25 protein-coding genes, 1 tRNA gene and 1 pseudogene are annotated in these 25,190 nt (G+C 69.3%); 6 read left to right on the forward strand and 21 right to left on the reverse strand.

What is annotated here, in order from left to right; all coding sequences use genetic code 11:
• Window positions 1-110 precede the first annotated feature (110 nt).
• Both RJQ01_RS02195 and RJQ01_RS02200 read left to right on the forward strand, forming a co-directional pair.
• The gene (locus RJQ01_RS02195; RefSeq protein WP_350475070.1) at window positions 111-1,025 is read left to right on the forward strand and encodes a metalloregulator ArsR/SmtB family transcription factor; all 915 of its coding nucleotides are present in this window, start codon (window positions 111-113) and stop codon (window positions 1,023-1,025) included.
• A gap of 52 nt (window positions 1,026-1,077) precedes the next feature.
• Entirely contained in the window at window positions 1,078-1,506 is a 429-nt protein-coding gene (locus RJQ01_RS02200; RefSeq protein WP_350475071.1) for an arsenate reductase ArsC, read from the forward strand.
• Window positions 1,507-1,535: 29 nt separating this feature from the next.
• Here RJQ01_RS02200 and RJQ01_RS02205 read toward each other — a convergent pair whose 3' ends face one another.
• From RJQ01_RS02205 to RJQ01_RS02230, 6 genes are all read right to left on the reverse strand, one after another.
• On the reverse strand, window positions 1,536-2,216 hold the full coding sequence (locus tag RJQ01_RS02205; RefSeq protein WP_350475072.1) for an anti-sigma factor: 681 nt from the start codon (window positions 2,214-2,216) through the stop codon (window positions 1,536-1,538).
• Entirely contained in the window at window positions 2,213-2,800 is a 588-nt protein-coding gene (locus tag RJQ01_RS02210) for a sigma-70 family RNA polymerase sigma factor (RefSeq protein WP_350475073.1), read from the reverse strand. The genes RJQ01_RS02205 and RJQ01_RS02210 overlap by 4 nt, the downstream gene beginning before the upstream one ends.
• Before the next feature lie 71 nt (window positions 2,801-2,871).
• On the reverse strand, window positions 2,872-3,294 hold the full coding sequence (locus RJQ01_RS02215; protein ID WP_350475074.1) for a hypothetical protein: 423 nt from the start codon (window positions 3,292-3,294) through the stop codon (window positions 2,872-2,874).
• A 104-nt stretch (window positions 3,295-3,398) separates the two neighbouring features.
• Entirely contained in the window at window positions 3,399-4,070 is a 672-nt protein-coding gene (locus tag RJQ01_RS02220) for a hypothetical protein (RefSeq protein WP_350475075.1), read from the reverse strand.
• Window positions 4,071-4,125: 55 nt separating this feature from the next.
• Window positions 4,126-4,608 carry a cupredoxin domain-containing protein gene (locus RJQ01_RS02225; RefSeq protein ID WP_350475076.1) on the reverse strand — a complete coding sequence of 161 codons (483 nt, stop codon included), beginning with the start codon at window positions 4,606-4,608 and terminating at the stop codon, window positions 4,126-4,128.
• A gap of 274 nt (window positions 4,609-4,882) precedes the next feature.
• Window positions 4,883-5,515 carry a DNA-directed RNA polymerase subunit beta gene (locus tag RJQ01_RS02230; protein ID WP_350475077.1) on the reverse strand — a complete coding sequence of 211 codons (633 nt, stop codon included), beginning with the start codon at window positions 5,513-5,515 and terminating at the stop codon, window positions 4,883-4,885.
• A 56-nt stretch (window positions 5,516-5,571) separates the two neighbouring features.
• Here RJQ01_RS02230 and RJQ01_RS02235 point away from each other — a divergent pair.
• Window positions 5,572-5,644 (forward strand) — tRNA-Lys (locus tag RJQ01_RS02235).
• Window positions 5,645-5,856: 212 nt separating this feature from the next.
• Here RJQ01_RS02235 and RJQ01_RS02240 read toward each other — a convergent pair.
• The 8 genes from RJQ01_RS02240 to RJQ01_RS02275 form a co-directional block, all read right to left on the reverse strand.
• Window positions 5,857-6,660 (reverse strand): SDR family NAD(P)-dependent oxidoreductase, encoded by an 804-nt coding sequence (locus tag RJQ01_RS02240; RefSeq protein ID WP_350475078.1) that lies wholly within the window; start codon window positions 6,658-6,660, stop codon window positions 5,857-5,859.
• A 53-nt stretch (window positions 6,661-6,713) separates the two neighbouring features.
• Window positions 6,714-8,003, reverse strand: coding sequence for a M24 family metallopeptidase (locus RJQ01_RS02245; RefSeq protein ID WP_350475079.1), 1,290 nt, complete (start codon window positions 8,001-8,003; stop codon window positions 6,714-6,716).
• 120 nt (window positions 8,004-8,123) lie between these two features.
• Complete coding sequence (locus tag RJQ01_RS02250) at window positions 8,124-9,125, reverse strand: sugar ABC transporter substrate-binding protein (protein ID WP_350475080.1); 1,002 nt, start codon at window positions 9,123-9,125, stop codon at window positions 8,124-8,126.
• Window positions 9,126-9,183: 58 nt separating this feature from the next.
• Window positions 9,184-10,260: an ABC transporter permease gene (locus RJQ01_RS02255; RefSeq protein ID WP_350475081.1), complete on the reverse strand. Its 1,077-nt coding sequence runs from the start codon at window positions 10,258-10,260 to the stop codon at window positions 9,184-9,186.
• On the reverse strand, window positions 10,257-11,273 hold the full coding sequence (locus RJQ01_RS02260) for an ABC transporter permease (protein WP_350475082.1): 1,017 nt from the start codon (window positions 11,271-11,273) through the stop codon (window positions 10,257-10,259). The genes RJQ01_RS02255 and RJQ01_RS02260 overlap by 4 nt, the downstream gene beginning before the upstream one ends.
• Window positions 11,273-12,787, reverse strand: a complete 1,515-nt coding sequence (locus tag RJQ01_RS02265; RefSeq protein WP_350475083.1) for a sugar ABC transporter ATP-binding protein — start codon at window positions 12,785-12,787, stop codon at window positions 11,273-11,275. The genes RJQ01_RS02260 and RJQ01_RS02265 overlap by 1 nt, the downstream gene beginning before the upstream one ends.
• Window positions 12,788-12,999: 212 nt before the next feature.
• A complete protein-coding gene (locus RJQ01_RS02270) occupies window positions 13,000-13,947 on the reverse strand; it encodes an aldose 1-epimerase family protein (RefSeq protein WP_350475084.1) in 948 nt (315 codons plus the stop codon).
• Window positions 13,948-13,951: 4 nt separating this feature from the next.
• Window positions 13,952-14,755 carry a DeoR/GlpR family DNA-binding transcription regulator gene (locus tag RJQ01_RS02275; protein WP_350475085.1) on the reverse strand — a complete coding sequence of 268 codons (804 nt, stop codon included), beginning with the start codon at window positions 14,753-14,755 and terminating at the stop codon, window positions 13,952-13,954.
• A gap of 144 nt (window positions 14,756-14,899) precedes the next feature.
• On the opposite strand from RJQ01_RS02275, the gene galT reads away from it, so the two are divergent.
• Together galT and galK are read left to right on the forward strand one after the other, a co-directional pair.
• A complete protein-coding gene (gene galT / locus RJQ01_RS02280; protein ID WP_350475093.1) occupies window positions 14,900-16,000 on the forward strand; it encodes a galactose-1-phosphate uridylyltransferase in 1,101 nt (366 codons plus the stop codon).
• Entirely contained in the window at window positions 15,993-17,177 is a 1,185-nt protein-coding gene (gene galK, locus RJQ01_RS02285) for a galactokinase (protein ID WP_350475086.1), read from the forward strand. The genes galT and galK overlap by 8 nt, the downstream gene beginning before the upstream one ends.
• On the opposite strand, the gene RJQ01_RS02290 is transcribed toward galK, so the two are convergent.
• Window positions 17,174-18,655: a malate:quinone oxidoreductase gene (locus tag RJQ01_RS02290; RefSeq protein ID WP_350475094.1), complete on the reverse strand. Its 1,482-nt coding sequence runs from the start codon at window positions 18,653-18,655 to the stop codon at window positions 17,174-17,176. The two genes, galK and RJQ01_RS02290, sit on opposite strands and share 4 nt — an antisense overlap.
• A gap of 51 nt (window positions 18,656-18,706) precedes the next feature.
• Between RJQ01_RS02290 and RJQ01_RS02295 the strand changes: the two genes are divergently transcribed.
• A complete protein-coding gene (locus RJQ01_RS02295; RefSeq protein ID WP_350475087.1) occupies window positions 18,707-19,513 on the forward strand; it encodes a sulfite exporter TauE/SafE family protein in 807 nt (268 codons plus the stop codon).
• Here RJQ01_RS02295 and RJQ01_RS02300 read toward each other — a convergent pair.
• The 6 genes and pseudogenes from RJQ01_RS02300 to RJQ01_RS02325 form a co-directional block, all read right to left on the reverse strand.
• A complete protein-coding gene (locus RJQ01_RS02300) occupies window positions 19,510-20,178 on the reverse strand; it encodes an SGNH/GDSL hydrolase family protein (RefSeq protein WP_350475088.1) in 669 nt (222 codons plus the stop codon). The genes RJQ01_RS02295 and RJQ01_RS02300 overlap by 4 nt on opposite strands.
• A gap of 59 nt (window positions 20,179-20,237) precedes the next feature.
• Window positions 20,238-21,032 carry an SGNH/GDSL hydrolase family protein gene (locus RJQ01_RS02305; protein ID WP_350475089.1) on the reverse strand — a complete coding sequence of 265 codons (795 nt, stop codon included), beginning with the start codon at window positions 21,030-21,032 and terminating at the stop codon, window positions 20,238-20,240.
• A gap of 5 nt (window positions 21,033-21,037) precedes the next feature.
• A complete protein-coding gene (locus RJQ01_RS02310) occupies window positions 21,038-22,084 on the reverse strand; it encodes an aspartate-semialdehyde dehydrogenase (protein ID WP_350475090.1) in 1,047 nt (348 codons plus the stop codon).
• 80 nt (window positions 22,085-22,164) lie between these two features.
• On the reverse strand, window positions 22,165-23,430 hold the full coding sequence (locus tag RJQ01_RS02315; RefSeq protein WP_350475091.1) for an aspartate kinase: 1,266 nt from the start codon (window positions 23,428-23,430) through the stop codon (window positions 22,165-22,167).
• Window positions 23,431-23,597: 167 nt separating this feature from the next.
• On the reverse strand, window positions 23,598-24,197 hold the full coding sequence (gene recR, locus RJQ01_RS02320) for a recombination mediator RecR (protein WP_179872578.1): 600 nt from the start codon (window positions 24,195-24,197) through the stop codon (window positions 23,598-23,600).
• A gap of 2 nt (window positions 24,198-24,199) precedes the next feature.
• Window positions 24,200-25,190: pseudogene (locus RJQ01_RS02325) on the reverse strand (hypothetical protein); the annotation flags it as partial.

The raw sequence follows: 25,190 nt of genomic DNA on the forward strand, positions 1-25,190 counted from the left end.
GTCTCGCGAGCGACACGCACCTTAATGGTCATCGTGAGCGTGCACACTCACTGTGGGCGGGCACGCGGGCGTCGGCCACGCCCCTGTGACCGTGCCATAGACTCGCATCTATGAATGCACGAGCTCCGCTGTCGCCGGGCATCGCCGCACTCGGCGACCCGACACGGGGTGACATCGTCCGTTTTCTGCTCGACGCACCACGTAGCACGGCGACCGTCGGACAGCTCACCGAGCACTTGGCGCTCCGCCAACCCACAGTGTCGCACCACCTGAAGATTCTCCTGAGGGCAGGCGTCGTCACCCGGGAGCCACGCGGTCGCGAGGTCTGGTACTCCGTGCCGGCCGATGTCGCGGCTCGACTGGTTGAGTGGCAGCCTCTCGACGTGCGAGGCGCGGTGGACAGCGCGCTCCTCGATCGCATGGCCGCCGACCTGGAGGTTCGTTTCGCGGGCACTGTCTCGGCAGAAACCGTGCGACAGGTTCTGGAGGAGAGCGCACGCCTGTTGAGCGGGCGACCGGGGGACCGCCGCCAGGCAGCGTCGGCCGTGGCGCAGTTCAGCGCCGATCGGCTCGCGGCTCTCGAGGCGTCGCGCGCGCCACGACGCCCCGATCGTGCCACCTCTCCGATCGAATTGCTCTTCGTATGCGTGCAGAACGCAGGGCGATCGCAGATCGCCGCGGCGATCGCTCGCTATCTGGGTGGCGACAGAGTGCGGGTGCGCACCGCGGGGTCAGCTCCGACCGGCACGGTTCGCCCCTCCGTCGTCTCCGCGCTCAACGAGTGGGGGGTGCCTCTCGGCGCCGAGTTCCCCAAGCCGCTGACCGAGGAGGTCGTGCTGGCTGCTGACGTCGTCGTCACGATGGGGTGCGGTGACGCATGCCCCGTGTTCCCCGGTCGGCGCTATCTCGATTGGGCTGTCGAGGACCCTGCCGATCTGCCGCTGGACGGCGTGCGGGCGATCCGGGACGACATCGATGGTCGCGTGCGAGCACTGCTCACCGAGCTGGACGTCATCGGTGTGTAGCGCTCGATCGTCAGCACTAGCCAACACATAGATTTGTGTCTATGCTTTGTGCATGAAGAAGAACAAGGTCCCCTCCGTCTCGGCCTCTACCGTGCTCTTCGTCTGCGTGCACAACGCCGGTCGTTCCCAGATGGCGGCGGGCTATCTGCAGCACCTCGCCGGCGATCGCGTCACCGTTCTCTCCGCTGGCTCGGAGCCGAAGGATCGGGTCAACCCGATCGCGGTACAGGCGATGGCCGAGGAGGGAATCGACATCGCCCGCAATGTGCCCACGATTCTCACCGTCCAATCCGTCGTCGAATCCGATGTCGTCATCACCATGGGGTGCGGCGACGCCTGCCCGATCTACCCCGGCAAGCGCTACGAGGACTGGGTTCTCGAGGATCCGGCCGGCCAGAACATCGAGACCGTGCGCGTCATCCGCGACGACATCAGGCAGCGGGTGGAGGCGCTGCTCGCGGACATCGCCCCTGCGCGCTGACGCGCGAGCGCTTCTGATCCGTCGCGACCCTACGCGGTCGCGATCGCGACGATCGGCGTCGTCGTCGGAGCAGGGCTGCCGGAACTCGGCTCGACCGTCACCCCGACGACCGTCCCGGCCTCGAAGGAACCCTCGAGCACCTGCACGACCGTGCCGTCGTCGCCGACCGAGAACAGACCAGCCGGCGTCGGCTCGCCATCGGTGATGTACCAGAGAGCGTATGCCTGCTCCTCCGTGAGCTGAGGCAGACCCTCGAAGACCATGGCGGATACTCCCAGGGTCTCGGACGACACGAGAGTGGCGCTCGCGCCGCCCTCGATGGGGGACGACACTGTCTGCACGTCCGGTGCCGCGACGATCGCCGCAAGTTGCTGGGCATCGCCCGCCGCCGGATTCACGAGGTCGGCGGAGAGGACACCGCCGAAGAAGAGAGCCACCGCTGCGGCGGCTGCGAGCACCACCGAGCCGGGACGGTGGAACCATCGCGCCTGAGCGCGGCGCTCCACAGGGCCCACCGCATCGGGTCGCGCCTCGATCGCCGCAGCGACGGCAGCGGGCTGCGGCGCATCCTGCGGCGTCTCGGCGATGCGCGCCATGACGGCGTCCTTCATCGCCGCCGACGGGGTCACCGGCGGCACAGCGAGGCCGAGAGACGCTCGCGTGTCGGCGAACTCCTCATCGGTCATCACATCATCGGCATCACGGTTCATGACGCCACCCCCAATTCTTCGCGCAGCCGGATCATGCCGTCGCGCAATCGAGTCTTGACGGTGCCGATCGGCACACTGAGCATCGTCGAGACCTCGCTGTGGGTGTACCCGCCGTAGTAGGCGAGCTCCACAGCCTGTCTCTGCAGCTCGGTGAGCTTCGTCAACGCCCTCTCCACTCGCTCGTGTTCGATACGGATCTCCACGCTCTCCGAGACGGAGTCGTACTCCCGCCCCAAATCGCGGATGCCGATCTTGGTGTCCCGGTCTCGCGACGACTGCGCGCTGCGCACACGGTCGATCGCTCGCCGGTGCGCCATTGTCAGCATCCAGGTCACCGCTTTCCCCTTATTCGGATCGAAGCGCGGTGCGGTTTGCCAGATCTCCAAGAGCACCTCCTGCACCACCTCCTCCGACTGGGCGTGATCCTTGAGCACGTGACGCACCAGGCCGAGCATGCGTGGCGTGATGAGGTCGTAGAGCTCGCTGAAGGCGCGCTGATCGCCCGTGGCGACGCGCTGCAGGAGGTCGGTCGCCGCGTCGAGCGCGCTCGGCGCGCTCACGGAGACGTCGGTTTCGGGAGACACTCCCCCAGCATTCCACCCCTCGTGCCGAATGTCCCGTCAGGACACTCGGCCGCGAAGCGCGCGGCGTGCGGCTACGGGGTGTGCGAGACGGCGCCGCGGCGACGACGCTCGACGATGGCGAGCGCCCCTGCAGCGAGAGCCGCGACACCCTGCGCGATGGCCGCGACGACCTTGTCGACGTACCACACGGGCTCGAAGATCGCCGGCAGCCCGAGCGCAGTGAGGTCGAGCACCAAGATCGTGCTGAGCACGAGCATCCCGAGCCCGCCGAGAGCGATGACGGCCGCGATTGCGGCCACCCAGGCGCGGCGCACGGCCCCGAGAGCGACGGTGATGAGGATGCCCGCTGCGGCCTGCACGCGGAACAGGTCACCCTGGCTGAGCAGGGCACCCGCGATCGCGTCGAAGGTCGCCGCGAGTTGCAGGTGGATGACGGCATTGACGATGAGGCCCGCGCCGGCGACGGCGTAGAGGGCGAAGCGCAGAACTCGCATGGTCCTGCTCCTTTCGGTCAGCGGTACGGGGGTGCGGGAGAAACGAGAAAGGCCGGGGGAGAGAGGCGCTGTGCCCCTCTCCCCCGGCCCGGAGGAAACCGGATCTACTCGATGCCGGCGTTCGCCGCGATACCGCCGGCGAGAGCCGTGGCGGTCATCGGCATGTGGCCCGCGGCCTCCTTGAGGAGGCTGAAGTACTCGGGGTCACCGGCGATGTTGGCGTCGATCGCCGCGAGCAGCGAGACGGCGTGCATCTCGAGCTCGCCCTGAACGGCCTCGGCGGGCAGCTCGGGAACGACCGAGTTGATGAGCTGGCCGAACGACACGGCGTAGCCGTTGAGGTCCTCGACCGCCTGCGCGGCCAAGTCCTCATCACCCGTCGCCTTGCCGAGCGTGTAGTTGACGAAGAACGGAATGTGCGAGCGCCACGAGTCGAGGAACGCCTGCTCGGCGTCCGGGTAGACCGAGCCCACGAGGGCGGCGATCTCGACGGAGTTCTCGTCGACGGTCGCCACAGCGGCCTCCACGTCGGCGGTGGTCAGGTCTCCGCCATCGGCGAGTGCCTGGTCGATCGCGGCACCCGCGAGGTACACGTGGTCGGCGAGGAGCGCCGTCAGCTGGGCGCGCAGCGCTGCGCCGTCGCTGTTCACGGTGTCGACGACAGCCGGCTCCTCGGTCATGGTCTCGTCCATCGGCTCCTCGGCCGTGGCAGAGCATCCGGTGAGGACGAGGGCAGCGGCGAGGCCGAGCCCGGCGAATGCGGTGGTCTTGCGCATGATGTGTCTCCTTCAGTGAGTTGATCGTGCAGGTGTGATGCGGTGCAGGGGTCGGCTACCCCTCGACGATGACCATCGCGTTCATGGTCAGGTGCGGCTGGCAGAAGTACGGGTACTCGCCGGCCTCGTCGAAGGTGAACGAAAAGGTGTCCCCCTCCTGTCCCATCGGCGCGAGCGCGTGATCGAACAGGCCGTCAGCCGACTGGGATCCCCGCAACCCGGTGCTCTCGTTCACGTCGCCCCAGGCACCCGATGTCACGGTGTGCCCGATGGTCTCGCCGTTGCGCCAGGTCACTGTCGTTCCCACGGGCACCGTGATCGTCGGCGGCATGAACTTCAGCCCGATCGTGATGACCTCGTTGGGGCCCTGCTCCCTCGGCTCCTCCATCGGTGCGGACGCGCTCGGCTCGCTGGGCGCCTCACCGGCTGGCGGCATGGTGCCCGCGCATCCGGTGAGAGCGACCACGAGGGCCGGGAGCGCCAGCGCCGCGGCGAAGCCGGTGAGGCGAGGGCGGGATACCAGTGCTGTGGTTGACATGCCTGGTGTTCGGCACCCGGCGCCCGGGGGTTTGGCGGGGCGGGCTCTACTCAGCCCACTGCCAGGTTCGCTGCGTGCGGCGGCCCAGCGCGCAACCCACGACGGGCAGCTCACGCACCGAGCGAGCACAGAAAAACCGGGCCGCAGAACGCCTCTCGGCGCGAGGCCGCTCGAAGCGGCTAATTGTGGAGCCCGGGGTTACTGCGGCCCGGCCACCCCAGTGTAACGAGGGGTCTGCGCGGCGCATTCCGCTGCCTGCCAGGTGCCCGACTCGCTAGTAGAGGGCGCCGCGGCGCTCGAGGCGCGCGCAGGCCGTGAAATCCTCCGCACTCGTCGCGAGCCGGGATGCTCTGCTCGTGAAGTCGGCGGCTCGATCGTCGTTGACCACGAGGTCAGCGGCGTCGGCCAGATCGGCGGCACCCGAAGCGGCCGTGCGGCAGAACGCGGCCGCACGGTCCAGCGCGATTGCGAAGTCTCCCGTGTAGGCACCGCGCAGTACGGCATCGGCGAGGTCTCGGATCTGCGCGGGACCGGTCGGCGCCTCCGCCCCCGCCACCACGACATCCGCCGTACGCAGGATCTCGCTTCCGCGCTGGAACATCAGCGAGGTTCCGTCCGGGTCCTGACGGATGAGCGCGCGCAACAGGGAGAGTCGCCATAGGGCGCCCGGTAGAGACCGGGCGGAGGCGCGGGCCCAGAGCTCGGCGAGCGTGTCGAGCCCGTGCTCGTCGGTGTAGGCGACCATGCGCTCCACCAGGTCCGGGTCGTCGCTCGACCGCACACGGTGCACGAGGGCTCGCGCGGAATCGTGGGCGATCCGCAGCTCGAGGGCAGGGTCGAGCCCACCTTCGAACGCCTCGAACGCGTCGTTGGAGCGCTTGACGGGTCGCATCGGGCGGTCGTTCATGATGGCCACGCTACCCGCCCCCGCCGTGCGCCTCGGGGCGGTAGATTAGGGCAAGCGGGCCTCTAGCTCAGTTGGCAGAGCAGCGGACTTTTAATCCGCGGGTCGTGGGTTCGAGCCCCACGGGGCCCACCTGGCACGTCACTCGTTCGTGGCCGCACTCCGGCCGTCTCGAGGCCGCAGCTCCACAACTCAGGAGTCTTCGCGGGACGAGAGCGACGACACGCCTCCACAGCGGAGTTCTCGAGCACTCGGGACGGGTAACTCCTGAGTTGTGGAGGCGGGCGCGCTCTCGGTCGCGCCCGGGCGTGCGCACGCGCACGCCCGCATCACCCGCGGTCGCGTTACTGGATGACCATGCCGCCGTCGATCATGATGAGCTGCCCCGTCATGTAGTCGCTGTCCGAGCTCGCGAGGAACGCGGCGGTGCCGATGATGTCCTCCGGGTAGGAGTAGCGCTTCATGAGGATCATGTTCTCGGCGATCGAGTCCATCGACTGCCCGGGCTTCTCGAACATGCCGATCTCGACGAGGTCGCGGTCGAGCTGCTCCCACAGCTCCGTGCGCACCACACCGGGCGCGTAGCCGTTGACCGTGATGTTGTGCTCGATGAGCGACTTCGCCCCCGCCTTGATCATGCCGAGCACAGCATGCTTGCTCGCCGTGTAGACGGTGACGTCGATGAACGCCTCACGCGAGAGGATCGAGCCGACGTTGATGATCTTGTAGGGCTCGTCTTGCTTGCCCTGGTCGCGCATCTGCTTCGCGGCCTCCTGCATGCACACGAGCGTGCCCCAGGCGTTGACGTCCATGATGCGCTGCCAGTTCTCCTCCGTGATGTCGAGGAAGAACAGCGGCTTGTTGATGCCGGCATTGTTGAGCAGCACGTTGATCGAGCCGAACTCCTTGACGGTGTGGGCGACCGCGGCGGCAGCGTCCTCCCGCTTCGTGACGTCGAGCTTGACCGCTGTGGCGACGCCGCCATCGGCGATGATCTCGTCAGCGACGGCTCGCGCGCCGTCGAGGTTGACGTCGCCGAGGCAGACCTTGGCGCCCTGGGCGGCATAGTGCTTGCCGACAGCGGCGCCCATGCCCTGCGCGCCGCCCGTGATGAGTACGTGCTTACCTGCGAGTCGAGTGGTGTCCATGGTGGTGGTGTTCCTTTCTTGCGGGGAGTGATGCCCTGGTGGAGGTAGCTGGCTCAGTATGGGTTGGCGACGAAGAGATCCTGTGCCGGGAACTTCGTGAGCACCTGCGCGCCAGTCTTCGTGATGACGACCTCTTCCTCGATACGCGCCGCCGAGATGCCGTCGCTGGCAGGGCAGTACGTCTCGAGCGCGAACACCATGCCAGCCTGGATCTCGACCGGATGGGTGAGGGAGTTCAGGCGCGAGATGATGGGCCGCTCGTGCAGACCGAGCCCGAGGCCGTGCCCGAACTGCAGCCCGAAGCCCTCCATCTCGTTGGCGATGCCGATGTCGGTCGCCTTGGGCCAGAGCTTCGCCACCTCGTCGGTGCCGACGCCGTCGCCGACCTTCTCGATCGCGGCGTCCATCCACTCGCGCGCCTTCGTGTACGCGTCGTGCTGCGCAGGGGTCGAGCTGCCGACCGAGAACGTGCGGTAGTAGCACGTGCGGTAGCCGTTATACGAGTGGATGATGTCGAAAAAGGCTTGATCACCAGGTCGGATGAGCCGGTCGGTGAAGTTGTGGGGGTGCGGGTTGCAGCGCTCCCCGGAGACAGCGTTGATCGCTTCGACCTGATCACTGCCCAACTCGTAGAGCTTCTTGGCGGCGAGGGCGACGATCTCGTTCTCACGAATACCGGGTTTCAGGGCATCCGTGATGTCCTGATAGACGCCGTCGACCATCGCGGCGGCCTGGCTCAGCAGCATGATCTCATCGACATTCTTGATGGAGCGCGCGCCGAGCATGTCCTGCTGGATGTCGACGACCTGGATGCCCTGAGCCTGCATCTCGAACAGGAAGGCGGGCTCGACGATGTCGACGCCGATGGGCATACCGTCCAGCCCAGCATCGTGCAGGAGGCCTTTGATCGTGGAAACAGCCTCTTTCATGAGGCCGACCTCGGGGTGAATCGCGCCGCGCAGGCCGAGCATCCCGGCGTGGCTGTGCCCCTCGTGCAACCACGGGGCGAAGAGGCGGTGATGCTTGGCGGCCGAGCCGAAGTCCCACAGGTGCGGCTTGCCGTCACGGGCGAGGAGCGCGTAGCGCGACATCTTGTCGCCGAGGGCTCCGCCGATCCAGGTCTGGGTCGTGTAGCGGATGTTGTAGAAGTCGAACAGCAGGAAGGCGCCGCACTCGGTCGCCTCGAGAGCCTGCATGGCGCGCCCCAGCCGGTACTCGCGGAGTCGAGCGAAGTCGACTCTCTGCTCGTAGTCGACGCCCATCTGGCCGTGCGCGGGGATCATGCGGTGATCGAAATCCAGCGCGTCGACGAGGGGCTGCGCGGTGTCGCTGCTCGCGGGCATGAGGAAAGGCTCCTGACAGTAGTCTGTGGGGGTGTGGTGAGGCCGGGGCGGGCGTGGCTGATACGCCCGCCCCGGCTCTCGAGGATTCAACTCAGGGTCTGCTGACCCAGGGTCGAGTGCCTACCACTCCGGTGCGACCGAGGGGTCGTCCGCGTTCTCCGCGGTGACCTTCACGCTCGGCATGAAGAGGTTCTCCTCGTAGTCGGCGCCGGTGAGCACCGCGTGCGCGAGGCGCGCGGCGTTCTCGCCGTCCCACGACGAGGACTGGAACACGGTGCCGTCGAGCTCACCCGAGACCACCAGGGGGTTGCCCAGGAAGGTGTTGCCGATCGAGGTGATGTAGAGCGGCTCCGGGTCGATGCCACGGGCCTTGAGTGCGTCGATCGCGCCCGCCACCATCGTGTCGTCGGCCGCGTAGATGCCGTCGACGTTCTCCGGGCCGACCGCGGTCAGCATCTCGGAGACGGCGATCTGCGAGTCGTCCTTGTTCCAGTTGCCCGGCTGCTCGGCGAGGATCGTGACGTTCGGGCAGTTCGCCTCGACGGTGTCGACGAAACCGGCGTTGCGGTTGATCGCCGTCGAGTTGCCGGTGAGGCCGTTCACGACGAGGATGCCGAACTCTTCACCGTCGGCGAGATCGCACATGATCTCCGCCGAGGAGACGCCCTGGCCATAGGTGTCGGGGCCCGAGTAGGCCTCGGTCAGATCCTTGTCCTCCGGGTTGACGTCAGAGTTCGTGACGGTCACCGGAATGCCGGCGGCGTTCGCCGCAGCGAGGCACGGACGCACGGTGTCGCCCACAGCGGGCCACAGGATGATCAGGTCAGGCTGGGCCGCGACCGCCACCTCGCACTCGCTCGCCTGTGCATCGGCGTCGTACTGCGAGTTCGTGATGGTCAGGTTGAGCCCGAGCTCCGCTGCCGCTTCCTCGAAGGGCGGCAGGTAGGTGGTGCCGTAGGGCTGGTCGGTGCCCTGGGGCAGGAGCGCGTAGACCTCGAAGGTCTCCTCGCCCGAGCCGCCGGCGTCAGGGGTCTCAGTGTCGGCGGCGGCGCAGCCGGAGAGTACGAGCCCAGCCGCGGCCATCAGGCCGAGGGCGGAGAACGTGATGCGAGAGTTTCGCATGGTCTGCCTCTTTCCGTTCGTGTGGTGGGGAGAACCGCCGGGGTCGACGGCTCGAAGCTCAGACGGGGGTCTGAGCCTTCTCGCGGCCCCGGAACGACGAGCGAACGCCGGCCAGTGCTGCGCGAAGATTGGCGGGGTCGGTGATCACCGCGAGCAGCAGGATCACACCGATGAAGATGTCCTGGATGTCGACCTGCACGCCCGAGAGCGTGAGCGACACCTGCAGGATTCCGAGAGCTAGGGCTCCGATGAGCGTTCCGAGGACGGAGCCGCGGCCGCCGTTGAGCAGCACGCCTCCGATGATCGCTGCGGCGAAGCTTGCGAGGAGCACGGTCGAGCCGGCCGTGGGGTCGGCGGCGGTGCGCTCGAGGGTGTTGATGACGCCCGCGAGAGCAGCGACGAAGCCCGAGATCATGAAGCCCGTGAAGATGCGGCGACGCACCGGGATGCCGGCATCCATCGCGGCCTGGCGGTTGCCGCCGACCGCGTAGAACTCGCGCCCCGCCTTGACGCGGCTGAGGAAGATCTGCAGGGCGATGAAGGCGGCGATGAAGAGCAGCACACGGGGGGTGAGCGGCCCGAGCAGCGGAGTGCCGAAGGCGATGCCGGCATCGATGTTGCTCAGCCGCACGGGCTCTTCGTCAGAGAGCACGAAGGCCAGCCCTCGGAGCGCAAAGAGCATGCCGAGTGTGGCGATGAAGGAGTTGATGCCGACGACGACGACGAAGAAGGCGTTGATCGCGCCGATGATCAGGCCCGTCGCGAGTGCCGCGAGCACCCCGAGCCAGATGTCAGGGATGCTCGCCATGACGACTCCGGAGACCGCGAGCGTGCTCGCCACGCTGAGGTCCAACTCGCCCATGAGAATGACGGCGGTGAGGCCGAGCGCCACGAGTCCGATGAGGGCGACGCGACCGAGCGTGACCTGGTAGGAGGTGAACACGACGGGCTCCAGGATCGCCGCCGCGATGACCACGACGGTGAGGAGCGCGAGCCCACGGCCCTCGGTGCGCCGTGCGAGCGTGACGCGCAGCTGGCTGAGGAACCCGCCGCGCGCGGCGCCGAGCTGCATGGTCTGCGGGGTCGCCTCCGGCGCGGGGGATGCGCCCGTCGAGTGATCGGTGTGCTGGCTCATTTCTTGGCCGCCCTTCGCGCGAGAGCATCGACAGAGACCGCGACCACGATGAGTGCGCCGATGGCCATCTGCTGGAATCCGAATCCGATACCGGAGAGGACGAGGATGTTCGTGAGCACGCTCACGAAGATGACGCCGAGCAGCGTGCGCAACACGCTGCCTTTGCCGCCGAAGACGCTCGTGCCGCCGATGATGATCGCCGCGAGCGCCCGGAACTCGTAGCCGTCCGACATGGACGACACGGCCGTGTTGGAGAAAGCCGCGAGGGCGAAGCCGCCGATCATGGCGGCGAGGGCGGTGATGACGAAAGCGCCGATGACGACGAGCGTGGTGTTGACGCCGGCGAGACGGGTCGCCTCCTTGTTGGAGCCGTAGGCGCGCACCGCGAAACCGAAGGTGGTGCGGTTGAGCACGAACCACAGGATGAGCGTGATGATGATGAGGAGAAGGGCGGAGGCGGGAATGGGGCCGAGACGGGCCTGGCCGAACGCCCGGATGGGGCCGTCTTCGGGCCCGAAGAAGATGCTGCCGCCGGAGAGCCAGCGCAGAATGCCGAGGCCGATGAAGGTCGTCGACAGCGTGACGATCACGGCGTTGGCCTTGAAGAAGCCGACCGCGACACCGTTCACGATTCCGTACAGCATCGCCACCAGGGTGGCCACGAGCAGTCCGGCGAGCAAACCGTAGAGATTGCTGATGCCGATGAAGATGACCGCCGAGGTCGCGACCTGGGCGACTACGGAGAGATCGAGGTAGTTGGCGCTGATGACGACGAACGTCATGCCCACGGCGACAATGCCGATCGGAGCGGCACGGTAGAAGACGTCGGTGATGTTCGGCAGGGACGCGAAGCCGTTGACGAAGATCACCGCAAAGAGGATGAGCGCCGCGGTGAAGACGATGACGCCGTTCTCAGCGATCCACAGCAGGGGGCTGAACTTCTTCTTCTCGATGCCGCCGGCGCCGGATCCGGCGACGGCGATCGCCTCGGTCAGACTCTCTTTCGTCGCCATCAGGCACTCACCATCGTCTCGCCGGATGCCAAGGACATCACGGTCTTCTCGTCTGCTTCGGCACGCGGCAGCGTGCCCTGGATGCGGCCGTCGCGCACGACGTGGATGACGTCGGAGAGCTCGAGCAGTTCGGGGAGGTCGGAACTCACGACGAGCACCGCAGCTCCCTCGTCTGCCAGCTCTCGCACGAGGCGGTGGATCTCGGCCTTCGCGCCGACGTCGACGCCGCGCGTGGGCTCGTCGAGGATGATGAGCTTGGGCTTGCGACCGAGCCACTTCGCGATGACGACCTTCTGCTGGTTGCCGCCCGAGTACTGCCCCACCTCGCGCTGAATCTCGGGCGGGCGCAGCCCGACGACGTCGGCGAGGTGACGCACAAAGCGGGTGATCGCGCCGAACGAGAGCACCCCGGCCCTGGACAGGGCCGCTCGGTTCGGCAGCGCGACATTGTCGGCGACGGTCATCGTCAGCGCGAGGCCGTCGGTGCGACGCTCCTCCGGCACGTAGCCGATGCCGGCCTTCACCGCGGACTGGTAGCCGCCGATCGAACTGGTCTTTCCGTCGACCGTCATGGTGACGTGGCCGGCGGTGCGCGGGTCCGCGCCGACGATGGCCCGCACGAGCTCCGTGCGACCTGCACCTACGAGGCCGCCGAGGCCGACGATCTCGCCGGCACGCACCGTGAGGTCGACGTCGTGGACGCCGGGCGCGCGGATGCCGGTGGCCGAGAGCACGACCTCGCCGGGGTGTGCATCGCGGCTGACCTCGAGGTCGAGCTTGAGCTCGCGGCCGACCATGGCGTCGATCACGGCGCTCGGCGTCGTCTCGCTGATTGCGGTGGTCTCGACCAGCTGCCCGTCGCGCAGAATCGTCACCTCCGTGCAGATGCTGAACACCTCGGGGATGCGGTGCGAGATGTAGATGATGGCCATGCCCTTGGCGGCCAGGCGCTGCAGCATGCGCAGCAGGTAGTCGGTCTCCGCCGGTGTCAGGGTCGCGGTCGGCTCGTCGAGGCTGAGCACGCGCGGCGAGCGGGCAACGGCTCGCGCGATCTCGACGAACTGGCGGAGGGAGACCGAGAGGCGAGCGATGGGCTCGTCGAGGTCGACGCTCACGCCGATCTCCTCGAGAGCCTCGGCGGCGATGCGCTTGAGCTCCTTGGTCTTCGTGAAGCCCGCCGCCGTGGGCGGGGAGCCGAGCATGATGTTCTCGGCCACAGTCATCTCGGGAACCAGGCTCAGCTCCTGGTGGACGAGAGCGACGCCGGCGTCGAGCGCGGCCTTGGCGCCGCCGTCGATGCGCTTGCCGCCGACGGACACGGTGCCGGAGTCGGGAGTGAGGATGCCCGCGAGAATGCGCATGAGGGTGGACTTGCCCGCACCGTTCTCACCGACGACGGCGTGGATCTCGCCTTCGGCGACGGAGACGCTGACGCCGTCGACCGCGACGGCTCCACCGAATCGCTTGACGATGCCGGATGCCTCGATCACGGTCTGCGCTGACTCGCTCGTCACGGTGTCAACCTCCATTGGTCAGTCGAACGTCCTCGTTCTCCTGCCAGTGTAAACACACAGAACACACCCTGTACACCCCTGGGAGGAAAGTGACCGGAATGTAACCCTTAGCAGAACGCGTGCTCTGCGGGACGGCCAGATGTGCGGCGAAGGAGCGAGAAGGGGCCTCTCACTGTGTTCCCAAGAGCAACAGAGCGGGGCCCGAAGGGCCGCTACGCCGGGCGGCAGATACCCCAGCAGCCGCTCCACGACTCACCAGGGGCGAGCCAGCGCAGTCCGTCACCCGAGACCAGCGCGCCGGCCGGTGCCGTCATGGGCTCGACGGCGATCGCCGTCACGGGCCCGTCGCTCGTCGGGTACGAGCGCGTGATGAAGACCTGCAGCCATCGCCACTCGCTCTCTTGCCAGAGCTCGGTCTCGGTGCCGTCCCCCGCACTGAGGATCGTGCGGATGACGCCGTCGGCGTCCGGCTCGACGCGCCAGGCATCGTCGAGCTCGAGGTCGGCCACGCGGCGCCCCGAGGAGAGATCCAGAGCGCTGCCCGCGACCGCCTCGAGCGCGAGGGGGTTGAGGCGAGCATCCACGGCCACATGCTCGGCGGTGCGCGCGGTGATGGTGAGGGAGTCGACCGGGTGATCGCCCACGCGGAGGAAAGGGTGGGCGCCCACCGCGTACGGAGCGGCGTCGGCCCCGACATTCGTGACGCCGTGCTCGACACGGATGCCATTGCCTGTGAGGCGGTACTCGACCGTGGTGACGAGATGGAAGGGGTAGCCGTGCTGCGGCACGACGGACGCACCGAGAGTGATCGCGTCGGCCGTGCGCTCCACGACCTGGTAGGAGGTGTTGCGCAGCAGCCCGTGGATCGCGTTGCTCTTGTCCACCTCGGTGATGTCGAGCTGCAGCTCGCGACCGTCGTGGGTCCAGCGGCCGTCACGCACCCGGTTGGGCCACGGCACGAGCACGATACCCGTCGCGAAGGGGGGCGTCGAGGTCTCCGCGTATCCCTGCACCAGGTCGTGACCGTCCACCGAGAGCTGGCGCAGGCCCGCCGCGACCTGCACGATCGTCGCCTCGACCGGGCCGTGGGCGCCATCGTGGTGCAGGGCGAACTGCTCGCCGGTCGGAGGGGCGGGAGCGACGGGCGCAGAGGGGCTCATGACCTCAGACTACGAGGCCTGCCGTCGGCGCGGTGGTCACATCGAGGCCCGTCGAGCGCAGCGCGTCCAGATGCTCTTGCGCGGCATCGGCGTCCGTGATGAGCGCGTCGAGCTGCTGGACCGTCGCCACGCGACCGAGGTGCACCTGCCCGAGCTTCGAGGAGTCGGCGACGAGGATGCGGCGGGTCGACGCCGCCACCATGCGCCGCTTGACCTCCGCTTCCGGCAGGTTGACATTGGTGACGCCGTGCTCGGCGTGCACGCCCGTCGCCCCGAGAATCGCCGTGTCGGCCCGCACCTCGTCGAGCAGGCTCGTCGCCAGCGGATTCACCAGGGAGTGCTGCAGCGAGCGCAGAGTGCCGCCGGTGACGACGACGGTGAATCGCGGGATGGCCGGCTCGAGCGCGAGGGCGATCGCGAGCCCGTTGGTGATGACGACGAGCTCGGTGAGCTCGCGCCGGTCGGCGAGCGCTTGGGCCACGGCGAGTGTGGTCGAGCCGACGTCGAGCAGCAGGCTCTCCCCCGATCGCACGCGAGAGGCAGCCTCGACGGCGATCGCGCGCTTGACGCGGCTTGCGCGGACAGTCGACTGCTCCAAGCTCGACTCGCGCGCGGTCACGAGGCCGCGCGGCATGGCGCCACCGTGCACGCGCGTGACACGGCCCTCCGCCTCGAGCGCCGCGAGGTCGGTGCGCACGGTGACCTCGCTCACGCGGGCGAGACGCGCGAGGTCGGTCACGCGAGCGAAGCCGCGTCGTGACACCTCGGCGGCGATGCGCTCCCGTCGGGCGGCGGCCGAGTCGGCCATGGGCATCCTCGTCTTGCTCCTCTTCTCGCCGGATGACAGCGACGTGCTCGGCAGCTGGCGACCGCCGTCTTCGATTTCTGTCGATATCGAAAAGGCTCTACTTGCACAAGCGTAAACGATCCGTTCTAGGCTCGGCAGGTGCCCATCACCTTCCGCACCACACGTCTCGCCGACGGCCGCGAGCTCATCTACGTCGACGACGCCGACACGACGCTCGGCTCGGAGCGCTCCGTCGACGCCCGCACCCTCGACCCTCGTCCCGCGACCGCAAGCATGCGGCAGGACCCCTTGACGGGCGAGTGGATCTCCATTGCCAGCAACCGTCAGAACCGGGTCTTCCTACCCCCCGCCGACCAGGACCCGCTGGCTCCGCAGACTCCCGCGAACCCGAGCGAGGTTCCGGCGCTCTACGACGTGGCCGTGTTCGAGAACCGCTCCCCCAGCTTCGGGCCCGCGCTCGAGGACGAGAACGCTCCCCGTGATCTCGCCGACCTCGCCGAGATCGGTCTCGAGCGCTCGCGCACGAGCGTCGGCCGCTGCGAGGTCGTGTGCTTCTCGCCCGAGCACGAGGGCTCGTTCGGCTCGCAGACAGTCAGTCGGGCACGCACCGTGGTCGAGGCGTGGGCGCAGCGCACCGAGGCGCTGAGCGGGATGCCCGGCATTCAGCAGGTGTTCCCCTTCGAGAATCGCGGTGAAGAGATCGGGGTGACCCTCCCGCACCCGCACGGTCAGATCTACGCCTACCCCTTCGTGACGCCGCGCACGACCGCCCTGCTGCGGGCGATCGACGCCCAGGGGGATGATCTCTTCGCGCGCATCCTTGAGCGAGAGCAGGCCGGACCGCGCGTCCTGCTGCAGGGCGAGCACTTCACGGCGTACGTTCCCTTCGCGGCCCGATGGCCGATCGAGATCCACGTGCTCCCTCACCGGCACGTTCCCGACATCGCGGCCCTGACGGAGGAGGAGAAGGACGAGCTGGCCCCGTTCTACCGCCGACTGCTGCGCGGCCTCGACGCGCTCTACCCGACCCCGACCCCGTACATCGCCGCGTGGCATCAGGCGCCCGTTCACGTCGGCCGGGAGGCCGTGCGGCTCATGCTGCAGGTGACGAGTCCGAGGCGCTCCGCTGACAAACTGAAGTACTTGGCCGGCTCGGAGGCGGCGATGGGCGCCTTCATCGTCGACGTCGCCCCCGAGGCGCAGGCCGAGTTCCTCCGCTCCGGAATCGAGAAGGTGCATGACTGACATCCGCGACGACGCCCGCGCGGGATTCGAAGCCGTCTTCGGCCGTGCCTCGGACGGCCTGTGGTCGGCTCCGGGCCGCGTGAACCTCATCGGCGAGCACACCGACTACAACGAGGGCTTCGTGCTGCCCTTCGCGATCGACCGCCGCACCCTCGTGGCGCTCGGAGTGCGCGAGGACCGCACGCTGCGCATCGCGAGCACGTTCGCCGATGAGGCGGTCGAGATCCCGCTCGACGAGCTGCTGGCCGGTGCCGACGGCGCGGTGCCGGCACCTGGTGCGCTCGGCGGCTGGTCCGCCTACCCGCTCGGCGTCGCGTGGGCGCTCGGTGAGTCTGGCGCCGACCTCTCGGCCGTGCCGGGGCTCGACCTCTTCATCGACTCCGACGTTCCCGTTGGCGCAGGACTCTCCTCCTCCGCGGCGATCGAGTGCTCCGTGGGCCTCGCCCTCAACGACGTGTGGAGGCTCGGGCTCGACCGCCCCGCGCTCGCCAGCATCGGCCAGCGTGCCGAGAACGTGGCCGTCGGCGCCCCCACGGGCATCATGGACCAGTCGGCGTCGCTGCTCGGCGCTGCCGACCACGCGGTGTTCCTCGATTGCCGCACCCTCGACAGCGAGCTCGTGCCGCTCGGGCTCGACGAGGCGGGCCTCGCGATTCTCGTCATCGACACCGGGGTGAAGCACGCTCACGCCACCGGGGGGTACGGCGAGCGCCGCGCCGCGTGCGAGCGCGGGGCCGCGGCGCTGGGCGCATCCTCGCTGCGTGACGTGACCGTCGACGAGCTGCCGCGCGCGCAGCGGCTGCTCGATGACGTCACCTTCCGACGCGTGCGGCATGTGGTGACCGAGAATCAGCGCGTGCTCGACACGGTCGCCGTGCTGCGCACTCAGGGCGCAACCGGCATCGGAGAGCTGCTGGATGCCTCGCACCGCAGCATGCGCGACGACTTCGAGATCTCGGTGCCCGAGCTCGACCTCGCCGTCGAGACCGCCGTGGGCGCCGGAGCGCTCGGGGCTCGGATGACGGGCGGCGGGTTCGGCGGGTCCGCGATCGCCCTCGTGCGCGTCGGCGACCTCTCTCGCATCCAGGTCGCCGTCGACAACGCGTTCGGCGAGCACGCCTACGGGCAGCCCGACACCTTCGTCGTCTCCGCTTCGGACGGCGCGACCCGCAACTAGCGGGCGATCGCGAGCGCTGCCGCCGTCTCGGTGAGCAGCTTCTCGGCCAGCGCCGGATCGGCCGAGACCGTCGAGCCGTAGGACGGCACCATGCGTCGCAGCCGCGGTCGCCAGGCGTCCATCTTGTCGGGGAAGCAGCGCTCGAGCACATCGAGCATGATCGGCGCGGCCGTCGACGCGCCCGGTGAGGCGCCGAGCAGGCCCGCGATCGAGCCGTCGGCCGCGGCGACGACCTCCGTGCCGAACTGCAGCACGCCGCCCTTCTGCGGATCCTTCTTGATGATCTGCACGCGCTGGCCAGCCGTGAGCTCATACCAGTCCTCCCCGCGCGCATTCGGGTAGAAGGCGCGCAGCGATTCCTCCTTGTCGGCGCGGCTCGCGAGCAGCTCGCCGATGAGGTACTTGAGAAGGTCGAGGTTGCGCAGGCCCACCTGCATCATGGGGATGAGGTTGTGCCATCGGATCGACCCGAACAGGTCGAACCACGAGCCCGTCTTGAGGAACTTGGGCGTGAAGCCGGCGTACGGTCCGAACAGCAGGCTCGTCTCGCCGTCGACCACGCGCGTGTCGAGGTGCGGCACCGACATGGGCGGCGCGCCCACGGAAGCCTTGCCGTACACCTTCGCGCTGTGCTGCGCGACGACCTTGGGGTTGTCGGTGCGCAACCACTGGCCGCTCACCGGGAACCCGCCGAACCCGCGGATCTCGGGGATGCCCGACTTCTGCAGCAGCGGGAGCGCGTGCCCCCCTGCCCCCACGAAGACGAACTTCGCGCGCACCTCGAGCGGCGTGAAGCCGACCTCGTGCCGCATCTTCAACAGCCAGCCGCCATCACGGTGACGCGAGATGCCGCTGACCCTGTGCTCGAGGTGCAGCTGCGCTCCACCGTCGACGAGACCATCGATCAGCATCCGGGTGAGGGCCCCGAAGTCCACGTCGGTGCCGGCCGCGATCCAGGTGGCCGCGACGGGCTGGGTCTTCGAGCGCCCGGGGATCGTGAGGGGCGCCCAACGACGGATCACCGCGGGATCCTCGCTGAACTCGAGCCCCGCGAACAGCGGGTGGTCGCGCAGCGCCTCGTACCGCTTGCGCAGGTACTCGACGTTGTCGCGCCCCCACACCATGCTCATGTGGGGCGTCGCGCTGAGAAACGCGCTCGGGTCAGGCAGGCGGCCCTCGTGCACCAGGTATGACCAGAATTGCCGCGAGACCTGGAACTGCTCGTTGACCTTGACCGCGTTGGTGATGTCGATCGAGCCGTCGGGCTTCTCGGGCGTGTAGTTGAGCTCGCACAGCGCGGCATGGCCGGTGCCCGCATTGTTCCAGGGGTTCGAGCTCTCGCGGGCGACGTCGCCCAGCCGCTCGTAAATGCGGATATCCCACTCGGGCTCGAGCTGCTGCAGCATGGTGCCGAGCGTGGCGCTCATGATGCCGCCGCCGATCAGGGCAACGTCGATGTGATCAGTCACACGCGCCAGTTTACTCTCACCCTGCCGAGCGGCCGCCGGGCCGGGTCTAGGCTGGCGGGCGTGATTCTGCCCCTTCTTGCGACCGGAGCAATGGGCGGAGTTCTTGCCGGCATGTTCGGGGTCGGCGGAGGCATCATCATGGTGCCACTGCTCATGCTGTGGGCGCGCATGGATCAGCGGCAGGCCGCGGCGACGTCGCTCGTCGCGATCGTGCCCACCGCCGTCGCGGGCGCGACCACCTACGGCATCGCGGGTGAGCTCGACCTCGTCGCCGCCGCGCTCGTCGGCGCCGGCGCCTTTGCGGGCGCGCCACTGGGCGCCTACCTGCTGCGCGCACTGCCGATCGCGTGGCTGCGATGGGCCTTCATCGTCGGGATGCTCGTCGCCGCAGCCCGGCTGATCCTCGTCGAGCCCGAGCGCGGCAGCGACCTCGCCCTCGCCCCGCTCGTCGCGGGAGGACTGCTGCTGCTCGGCATCGTCATGGGCGTCGCGGCTGGCATGTTCGGCATCGGCGGAGGCATCATCGCCGTGCCTGTGCTCATCGCCCTGTTCGGCATGGGCGACCTCGCCGCGAAAGGAACCTCTCTCGCCGCCATGATTCCCGCCGCCGTCTCGGGCACGATCCCCAACCTGCGCGCGGGCCTCGTGGATGTTCGGCAGGGGCTCATCGTCGGCATCGCCGCCGTTCTCGCCTCGCAGGGCGGCGTCGCGCTCGCCTTCCTCGTGCCGCCAGCCCTCTCGGGCATCCTGTTCGGCTCCCTGCTCGTGCTCGTCGCCGGGCAGCTCGCTGTCCGCGCCGTGCGCGCGCAGCGGCGGGAGCGCGGCGAGTCTCCCGAACCGGGCGACGACGCTCCCCCGACGGTCTAGAGGCCGAGCTCGAGCAGCGCGGCATCCATGAGGCGCGCCATCTCCGCGTAGCCCTCGTCGTTCGGGTGCAGGCCGTCGGCGGCCATCTCGCCCTCCCGTCCCTGGATCCAGGTGGAGGCGTCGGGGATGTAGTCGGCCCCGTACCGCTCGGCCGCATCCCGAACCCAGTCGATGATGATCGGCACCGACGGCGGTCGCTCGCTCGTGTACCAGAAGGGCTCGACGACGATGAACCGGGCCTCCGGCAGCGCCTCGGTGAGTCGGCGCAGATCGGCGTCGATCTGCGCCTCGATCGCGTCGGCCGCGAAGGGGAAACTGAAGTTGTCGTTGAGGCCCATCGTGACGAACACGATGTCGGGGTCGGCCTGGATGATCATGCTCGGCAGGTCGCCCTCGCCGAAGCGCTCGCGGTTGTTGATGAAGCCGAGACCGTTGACGCTCGGGTTCACCTCCACCCAGCCGCGGCTCTCGCTGATGCGCGTCGACCAGCGCAGGCTCGGGTCGCTCGCACCCGTGCCGAGCGTGTACGAGTCGCCATAGAACGCGACGACGGGGCCGTCGCCCGTGGCGCCCGGCCCGGCGGCGGGCGTCGGCGAGGCGCAGGCCACGAGGCCCGCCGTGGCGAGCGCGACGGCGGCGGTGAGCAGGGCGGGATGACGGGGCATGACCACTATTCGACGCCGCAGCGCTGAGGGTTGGCCGTGCCGCGCTCGCCGTGCCGGCCTCACAGGTCTTCCGGCACGACAGGCTCGAGGTGCGGGCGCTTCGGCTCGCGGGAATCGCCGGAGGAGCGGCCCGTGAGTCGGCGGCCGATCCACGGCAGCACGTACCGACGCCAGTACTCGGCCGTGCGAGGGCGTTCGATGTCGAGGTCGACGTCCGGCGCGCCCGATGCCGCGTCCGCTCCCGCGATGGGCACCTCGAGGGCCGCGAGCACGTTGCTCGCGGCGATCGTGTGGCCGCGAGCGTTCAGGTGCAGCCGGTCGATCGACCAGTAGTGCAGCTGCGGCAGGCGGGGGTCGAACCAGTTGTCGACGAAGACCACCCCCGTGCCCGCCAGGCGGCTGCGCACAGCCTCGGCGAGAGCATCCCCTCGCTTCTCGAAGGCCGCCCCGAGCGGCAGGTGACGCGTGGGGTTGCCGCCGCTCACGACCACCGTGCGGATGCCCGCATCCCGCGCCTCGAGCGCCGCCGTCACCAGACGATCGGCGACCGCGGCGATCGAGACACGGGGGCGCAGGATGTCGTTGCCGCCGCCGTTGATGCTCAGCAACTGAGGGCGCAGCGCCATCGCGGCGGGCAGCTGCTCGTCGAGGATGGGGGCCAGCAAACGACCGCGAATGGCGAGGTTCGCGTAGCCGATCGGCGCGCCTGCAGCGTGAGCGAGCGCCGCCGCGACGAGATCGGCCCAGCCGCGCGGCGTGCCGTCGGGGCGCTCGTCGCCCATGCCCTCGGTGAAGCTGTCACCGATGGCCGCATAGCTGCCGACGGCCGACGGCCGGGCGTCGCTCCCCGCCACGGCGGCTATCGCTTCGCCGCGACCAGTTCGGCGATCTGCACCGCGTTGAGGGCCGCGCCCTTGCGCAGGTTGTCGTTGCTGATGAACAGCGCGAGACCGCGGCCCTCGGGTACGCCCTCGTCAGCGCGGATGCGCCCCACGAGGCTCGGGTCAGTGCCGGCCGCGTCGAGCGGGGTCGGCACATCAGCGAGCTGGACGCCGGGCGCGGTCGCGAGCAGCTCGCGGGCGCGCTCGGGGCTGAGCGGCCGCGCGAACTCGGCATTGATCGCCAGGGAGTGCCCGGTGAAGACGGGTACGCGCACGCACAAGCCGCTCACGAGCAGGTCGGGCAGCTCGAGGATCTTGCGGCTCTCGTTACGCAGCTTCTTCTCTTCATCGGTCTCGCCGAGCCCGTCGTCGACGACGCTGCCGGCCTGGGGGATGACGTTGAAGGCGATCGTCGTGGGGAACTTCTCCCCCGCCGGGAAGTCCACGGCGCGGCCGTCGTGCACGAGCCCGATGGCGTCCTGGGCGACCGCGGCGCTCGCCTGCTCGAGCAGCTCCTCGCCTCCGGCGAGTCCGGCGCCGGAGACCGCCTGGTAGGTGCTGACGATGAGGCGCTGCAGGCCGGCCTCGGCGTCGAGCACCTTGAGCACGGGCATGGCCGCCATCGTCGTGCAGTTCGGGTTCGCGATGATGCCCGTGACCGCCTGATCGATGGCGTGCGGGTTGACCTCGCTCACGACGAGCGGCACGTCCGGATCCATCCGCCAGCCGGAGGAGTTGTCGATGACCGTGACGCCCGCGGCGGCGAAGCGCGGCGCCTGGGCCTTGCTCGTCGTCGCGCCCGCGCTGAAGATCGCGATATCGAGCCCGCTCGGGTCGGCCGTCGCGGCATCCTCGACCGTGATGGGCGCGCCGTCGAAGTCGATGGTCGTGCCCGCGCTGCGAGCGCTGGCGAAGAAGCGGATGCTCGCGAGCGGGAAGGCGCGGTCGACGAGAAGCTGGCGCACGACGGCGCCGACCTGTCCGGTGGCGCCGACGACGCCGAGGTGCACGGGGGTGGGGCTCATGACGGTTAAGCCTAACGGGGGGTGAGGGGTCGCTGAACGAGGTTGGCGGCTTCGCGCGGGCCGGTGGCGGCGGGTCGCCGCTAGCGCCCGGTGCCGGCGTAGACGGTCGCCTCGGCGTCGCCGTCGAGGCCGAACGCGGTGTGCACGATGCGCACCGCGTGATGCAGGATGTCAGCGCGCGTGACGACGGAGATGCGGATCTCGGAGGTGCTGATCATCTCCATGTTGATGCCGGCATCCTTGAGCGCCGTGAAGAGCTGAGCCGAGACTCCCGCGCTCGTGCGCATACCGCCGCCGACGACGGAGAGCTTGCCGATCTGGTCGTCGTACTGCAGCGACTCGAATCCGTAGTCCTCCTGCTCGGCCCGCAGCGCGGTGAGCACCTTCTCGCCGTCGGACTTGGGCAGGGTGAAGCTGATGTCGGTGCGGCCGGTCGCGGCAGCGGAGACGTTCTGCACGATCATGTCGATGTTCGCGCCCGTCTTCGCGACGGTCGTGAAGATGTCGGCGGCCATGCCGGGAGTGTCGGGAACGCCGACGACTGTGATCTTCGCCTCGGTGAGGTCGCCGGCCACTCCCGTGATGATGGGCTCTTCCACTTCTTCTCCCTCTCTCGGGGTGATGACGTACGTACCCTCTGCGGGCGTGAAGGACGAGCGCACGTGCAGGGTGACACCGTGCCGGCGTGCGTACTCGACGGCGCGGATGTGCAGCACCTTTGCGCCTGCGGCGGCGAGCTCGAGCATCTCCTCGCTCGTGACGCGGTCGACCTTGCGGGCGAGGGCGACGATGCGCGGGTCGGCCGTGAACACGCCGTCGACATCGGTGTAGATCTCGCACACGTCGGCCTGAAGCGCCGCGGCGAGCGCGACGGCGGTGGTGTCGCTGCCGCCTCGGCCGAGCGTCGTGATGTCACGGCTGTCGCGGTTGAAGCCTTGGAAACCGGCCACGATCGCGATCGCACCGTCGTCGAGCGCCTCGCGCACGCGCACAGGGGTGACGTCGACGATGCGCGCCTGCCCGTGCTGAGCATCCGTGATCATGCCCGCCTGGCTGCCCGTGTACGACCGTGCCTCGTAGCCCATGCTCTTGATCGCCATCGCCAGCAGCGCCATCGAGATGCGCTCGCCGGTGGTCAGCAGCATGTCCATCTCGCGTGGGTCGGGAATGGGCGCCACCTCGTGAGCGAGGTCGATGAGCTCGTCGGTCGTGTCGCCCATCGCGCTCACCGCGACGACGACCTCGTTGCCCGCCTTGCGGGTCTCGACGATGCGCTTCGCCACCCGCTTGATGCTCTCCGCGTCCGCGACGGAGGAGCCGCCGAACTTCTGCACGATGAGACTCACGGAAGGAACTCCTGGAAGGCGGGGGCGGCGGGCGGCAGGATGCGCGGCTCGAGCGCATCGTCAGGACGTGCGGCGCAGCACGAACCCGGGTGTCGAGTCTAGCGCCGCCCCATGCGGCCTGCGGAATGCGCGCGTCGCCCGCCGCGGTGCGCGACCGCGGCGGGCGTTCAGCGCTCGACGGTGCGGCGCCCCTCGAAGGCGCGACCGAGGGTGACCTCGTCGGCGTACTCGAGGTCGCCGCCGACCGGCAGGCCGCTCGCGAGGCGGGAGACGCGCAGGCCCGGCTGCACGAGCAGGCGCGTCAGGTAGGTAGCGGTGGCTTCGCCCTCGAGGTTCGGATCGGTCGCGATGATGACCTCCGTCACCGTGCCGTCCTGCAGGCGGGTCAGCAGAGAGCCAATGCGCAGGTCATCGGGGCCGATGCCGTCGATGGGGCTGATCGCCCCGCCGAGCACGTGGTAGAGGCCGCGGAACTCGCGGGTGCGCTCGATCGCGACCACGTCCTTCGCCTCCTCGACGACGCAGATCGACGCCGGGTTGCGCCGCACGTCGCGGCAGATGGAGCACTGGGCCTCCTCCGCGACGTTGCCGCAGATCTCGCAGAACCGCACCTTCTCGCGCACGTCGACGAGCAGCTGCGCGAGCTTCGCGACATCGAATGACTCGGTCTGAAGAATGTGGAAGGCGATCCGCTGCGCCGACTTCGGGCCGATGCCGGGCAGGCGCCCGAACTCGTCGATGAGGTCTTGGATGATGCCGTCGTACACGCTTACTCGTCTCGGGGTTCGTCGGGGTAGTACTCGGGCGGGGCGTCGTCATCGCTCGGCTGGTCGGGGTCGTGTCTGGACGGCACGGGGGAAGCGGGCGGAGCGCCGACTCCCGCGGTGACGTCCGTGCCCGTCTCGGATGCTCCGACAAGGCTCACCGCGGGCTCGAGCACCTCCTCCGAGAGGAAGCGCGCGCCGAGCACCTCGCGCACGACCGACTCGCCGTAGCGTTGCTTGCCACCGACCTCGGAGACGGGCGCGGGCCGGGCCGCCGCGGGGGCAGGGGCTGCGGCGGGGGTATCCTGCGACTCCTGGTCAGGCGCGCCGGAGCTGTCCGCGGGCGCTGCATCGCGCGGCGGGGAGCCGGGGATCGCCGCGACCGACCAGTCGGTGACGGAGGAGGTCGTCTGCGGCGATGCGCCGTGGGACGTTGTGGTGCGCGGCGTCGGAGGGGGGGCTGACGGCGGGGCCGGCTCGGGGTCCGCGGGGGGATCCGCCGGGGGGTCGGAGGCGGGGCTCGTCGCAGGCTCGGGAGCGCTCGACGAGCGGGCGGGCGGGTCGATGCGCACGCGGTACTTCACACGGTGGCCGAGCTCGCCCTGAATCGCGGTGCGCAGGTGCTCGCTCACGCTGTCGGCGGGCGACGTGCGCTCCTTGAAGCTCGCCGCCTCGCGTTCGGCCGTGAACGAGAGGGTCAGCACGTCGTCGTCGAGGGCTACGGGCGTGGCCGTGTAGACGACCGTCCACGAGTTGCGACGAATCGTCTCGACCCGGGCAAGGATCGCCGGCCAGGCGGCCACGATGCGCTCGAGACTCAACGGCTCGGCGGCGGGCTGCGCCGCGGGCTCCTCACCCACGGGGGCGGACGGTGCCGACGCTGCAGCGGAGTCGGCGGGCGCTGTCGCCTCCGGGGCGGACTGCTCCGGCGCGGGGCGAGGGGCTGACGCGGCGGCGCGCGGCGCGGCCGCGGAGGCCGCCGGGTGCGTCGCCGAC

Origin of the sequence: Microcella sp. (assembly GCF_040286215.1) — a bacterium.
In the GTDB taxonomy this organism is placed as follows: domain Bacteria; phylum Actinomycetota; class Actinomycetes; order Actinomycetales; family Microbacteriaceae; genus Microcella.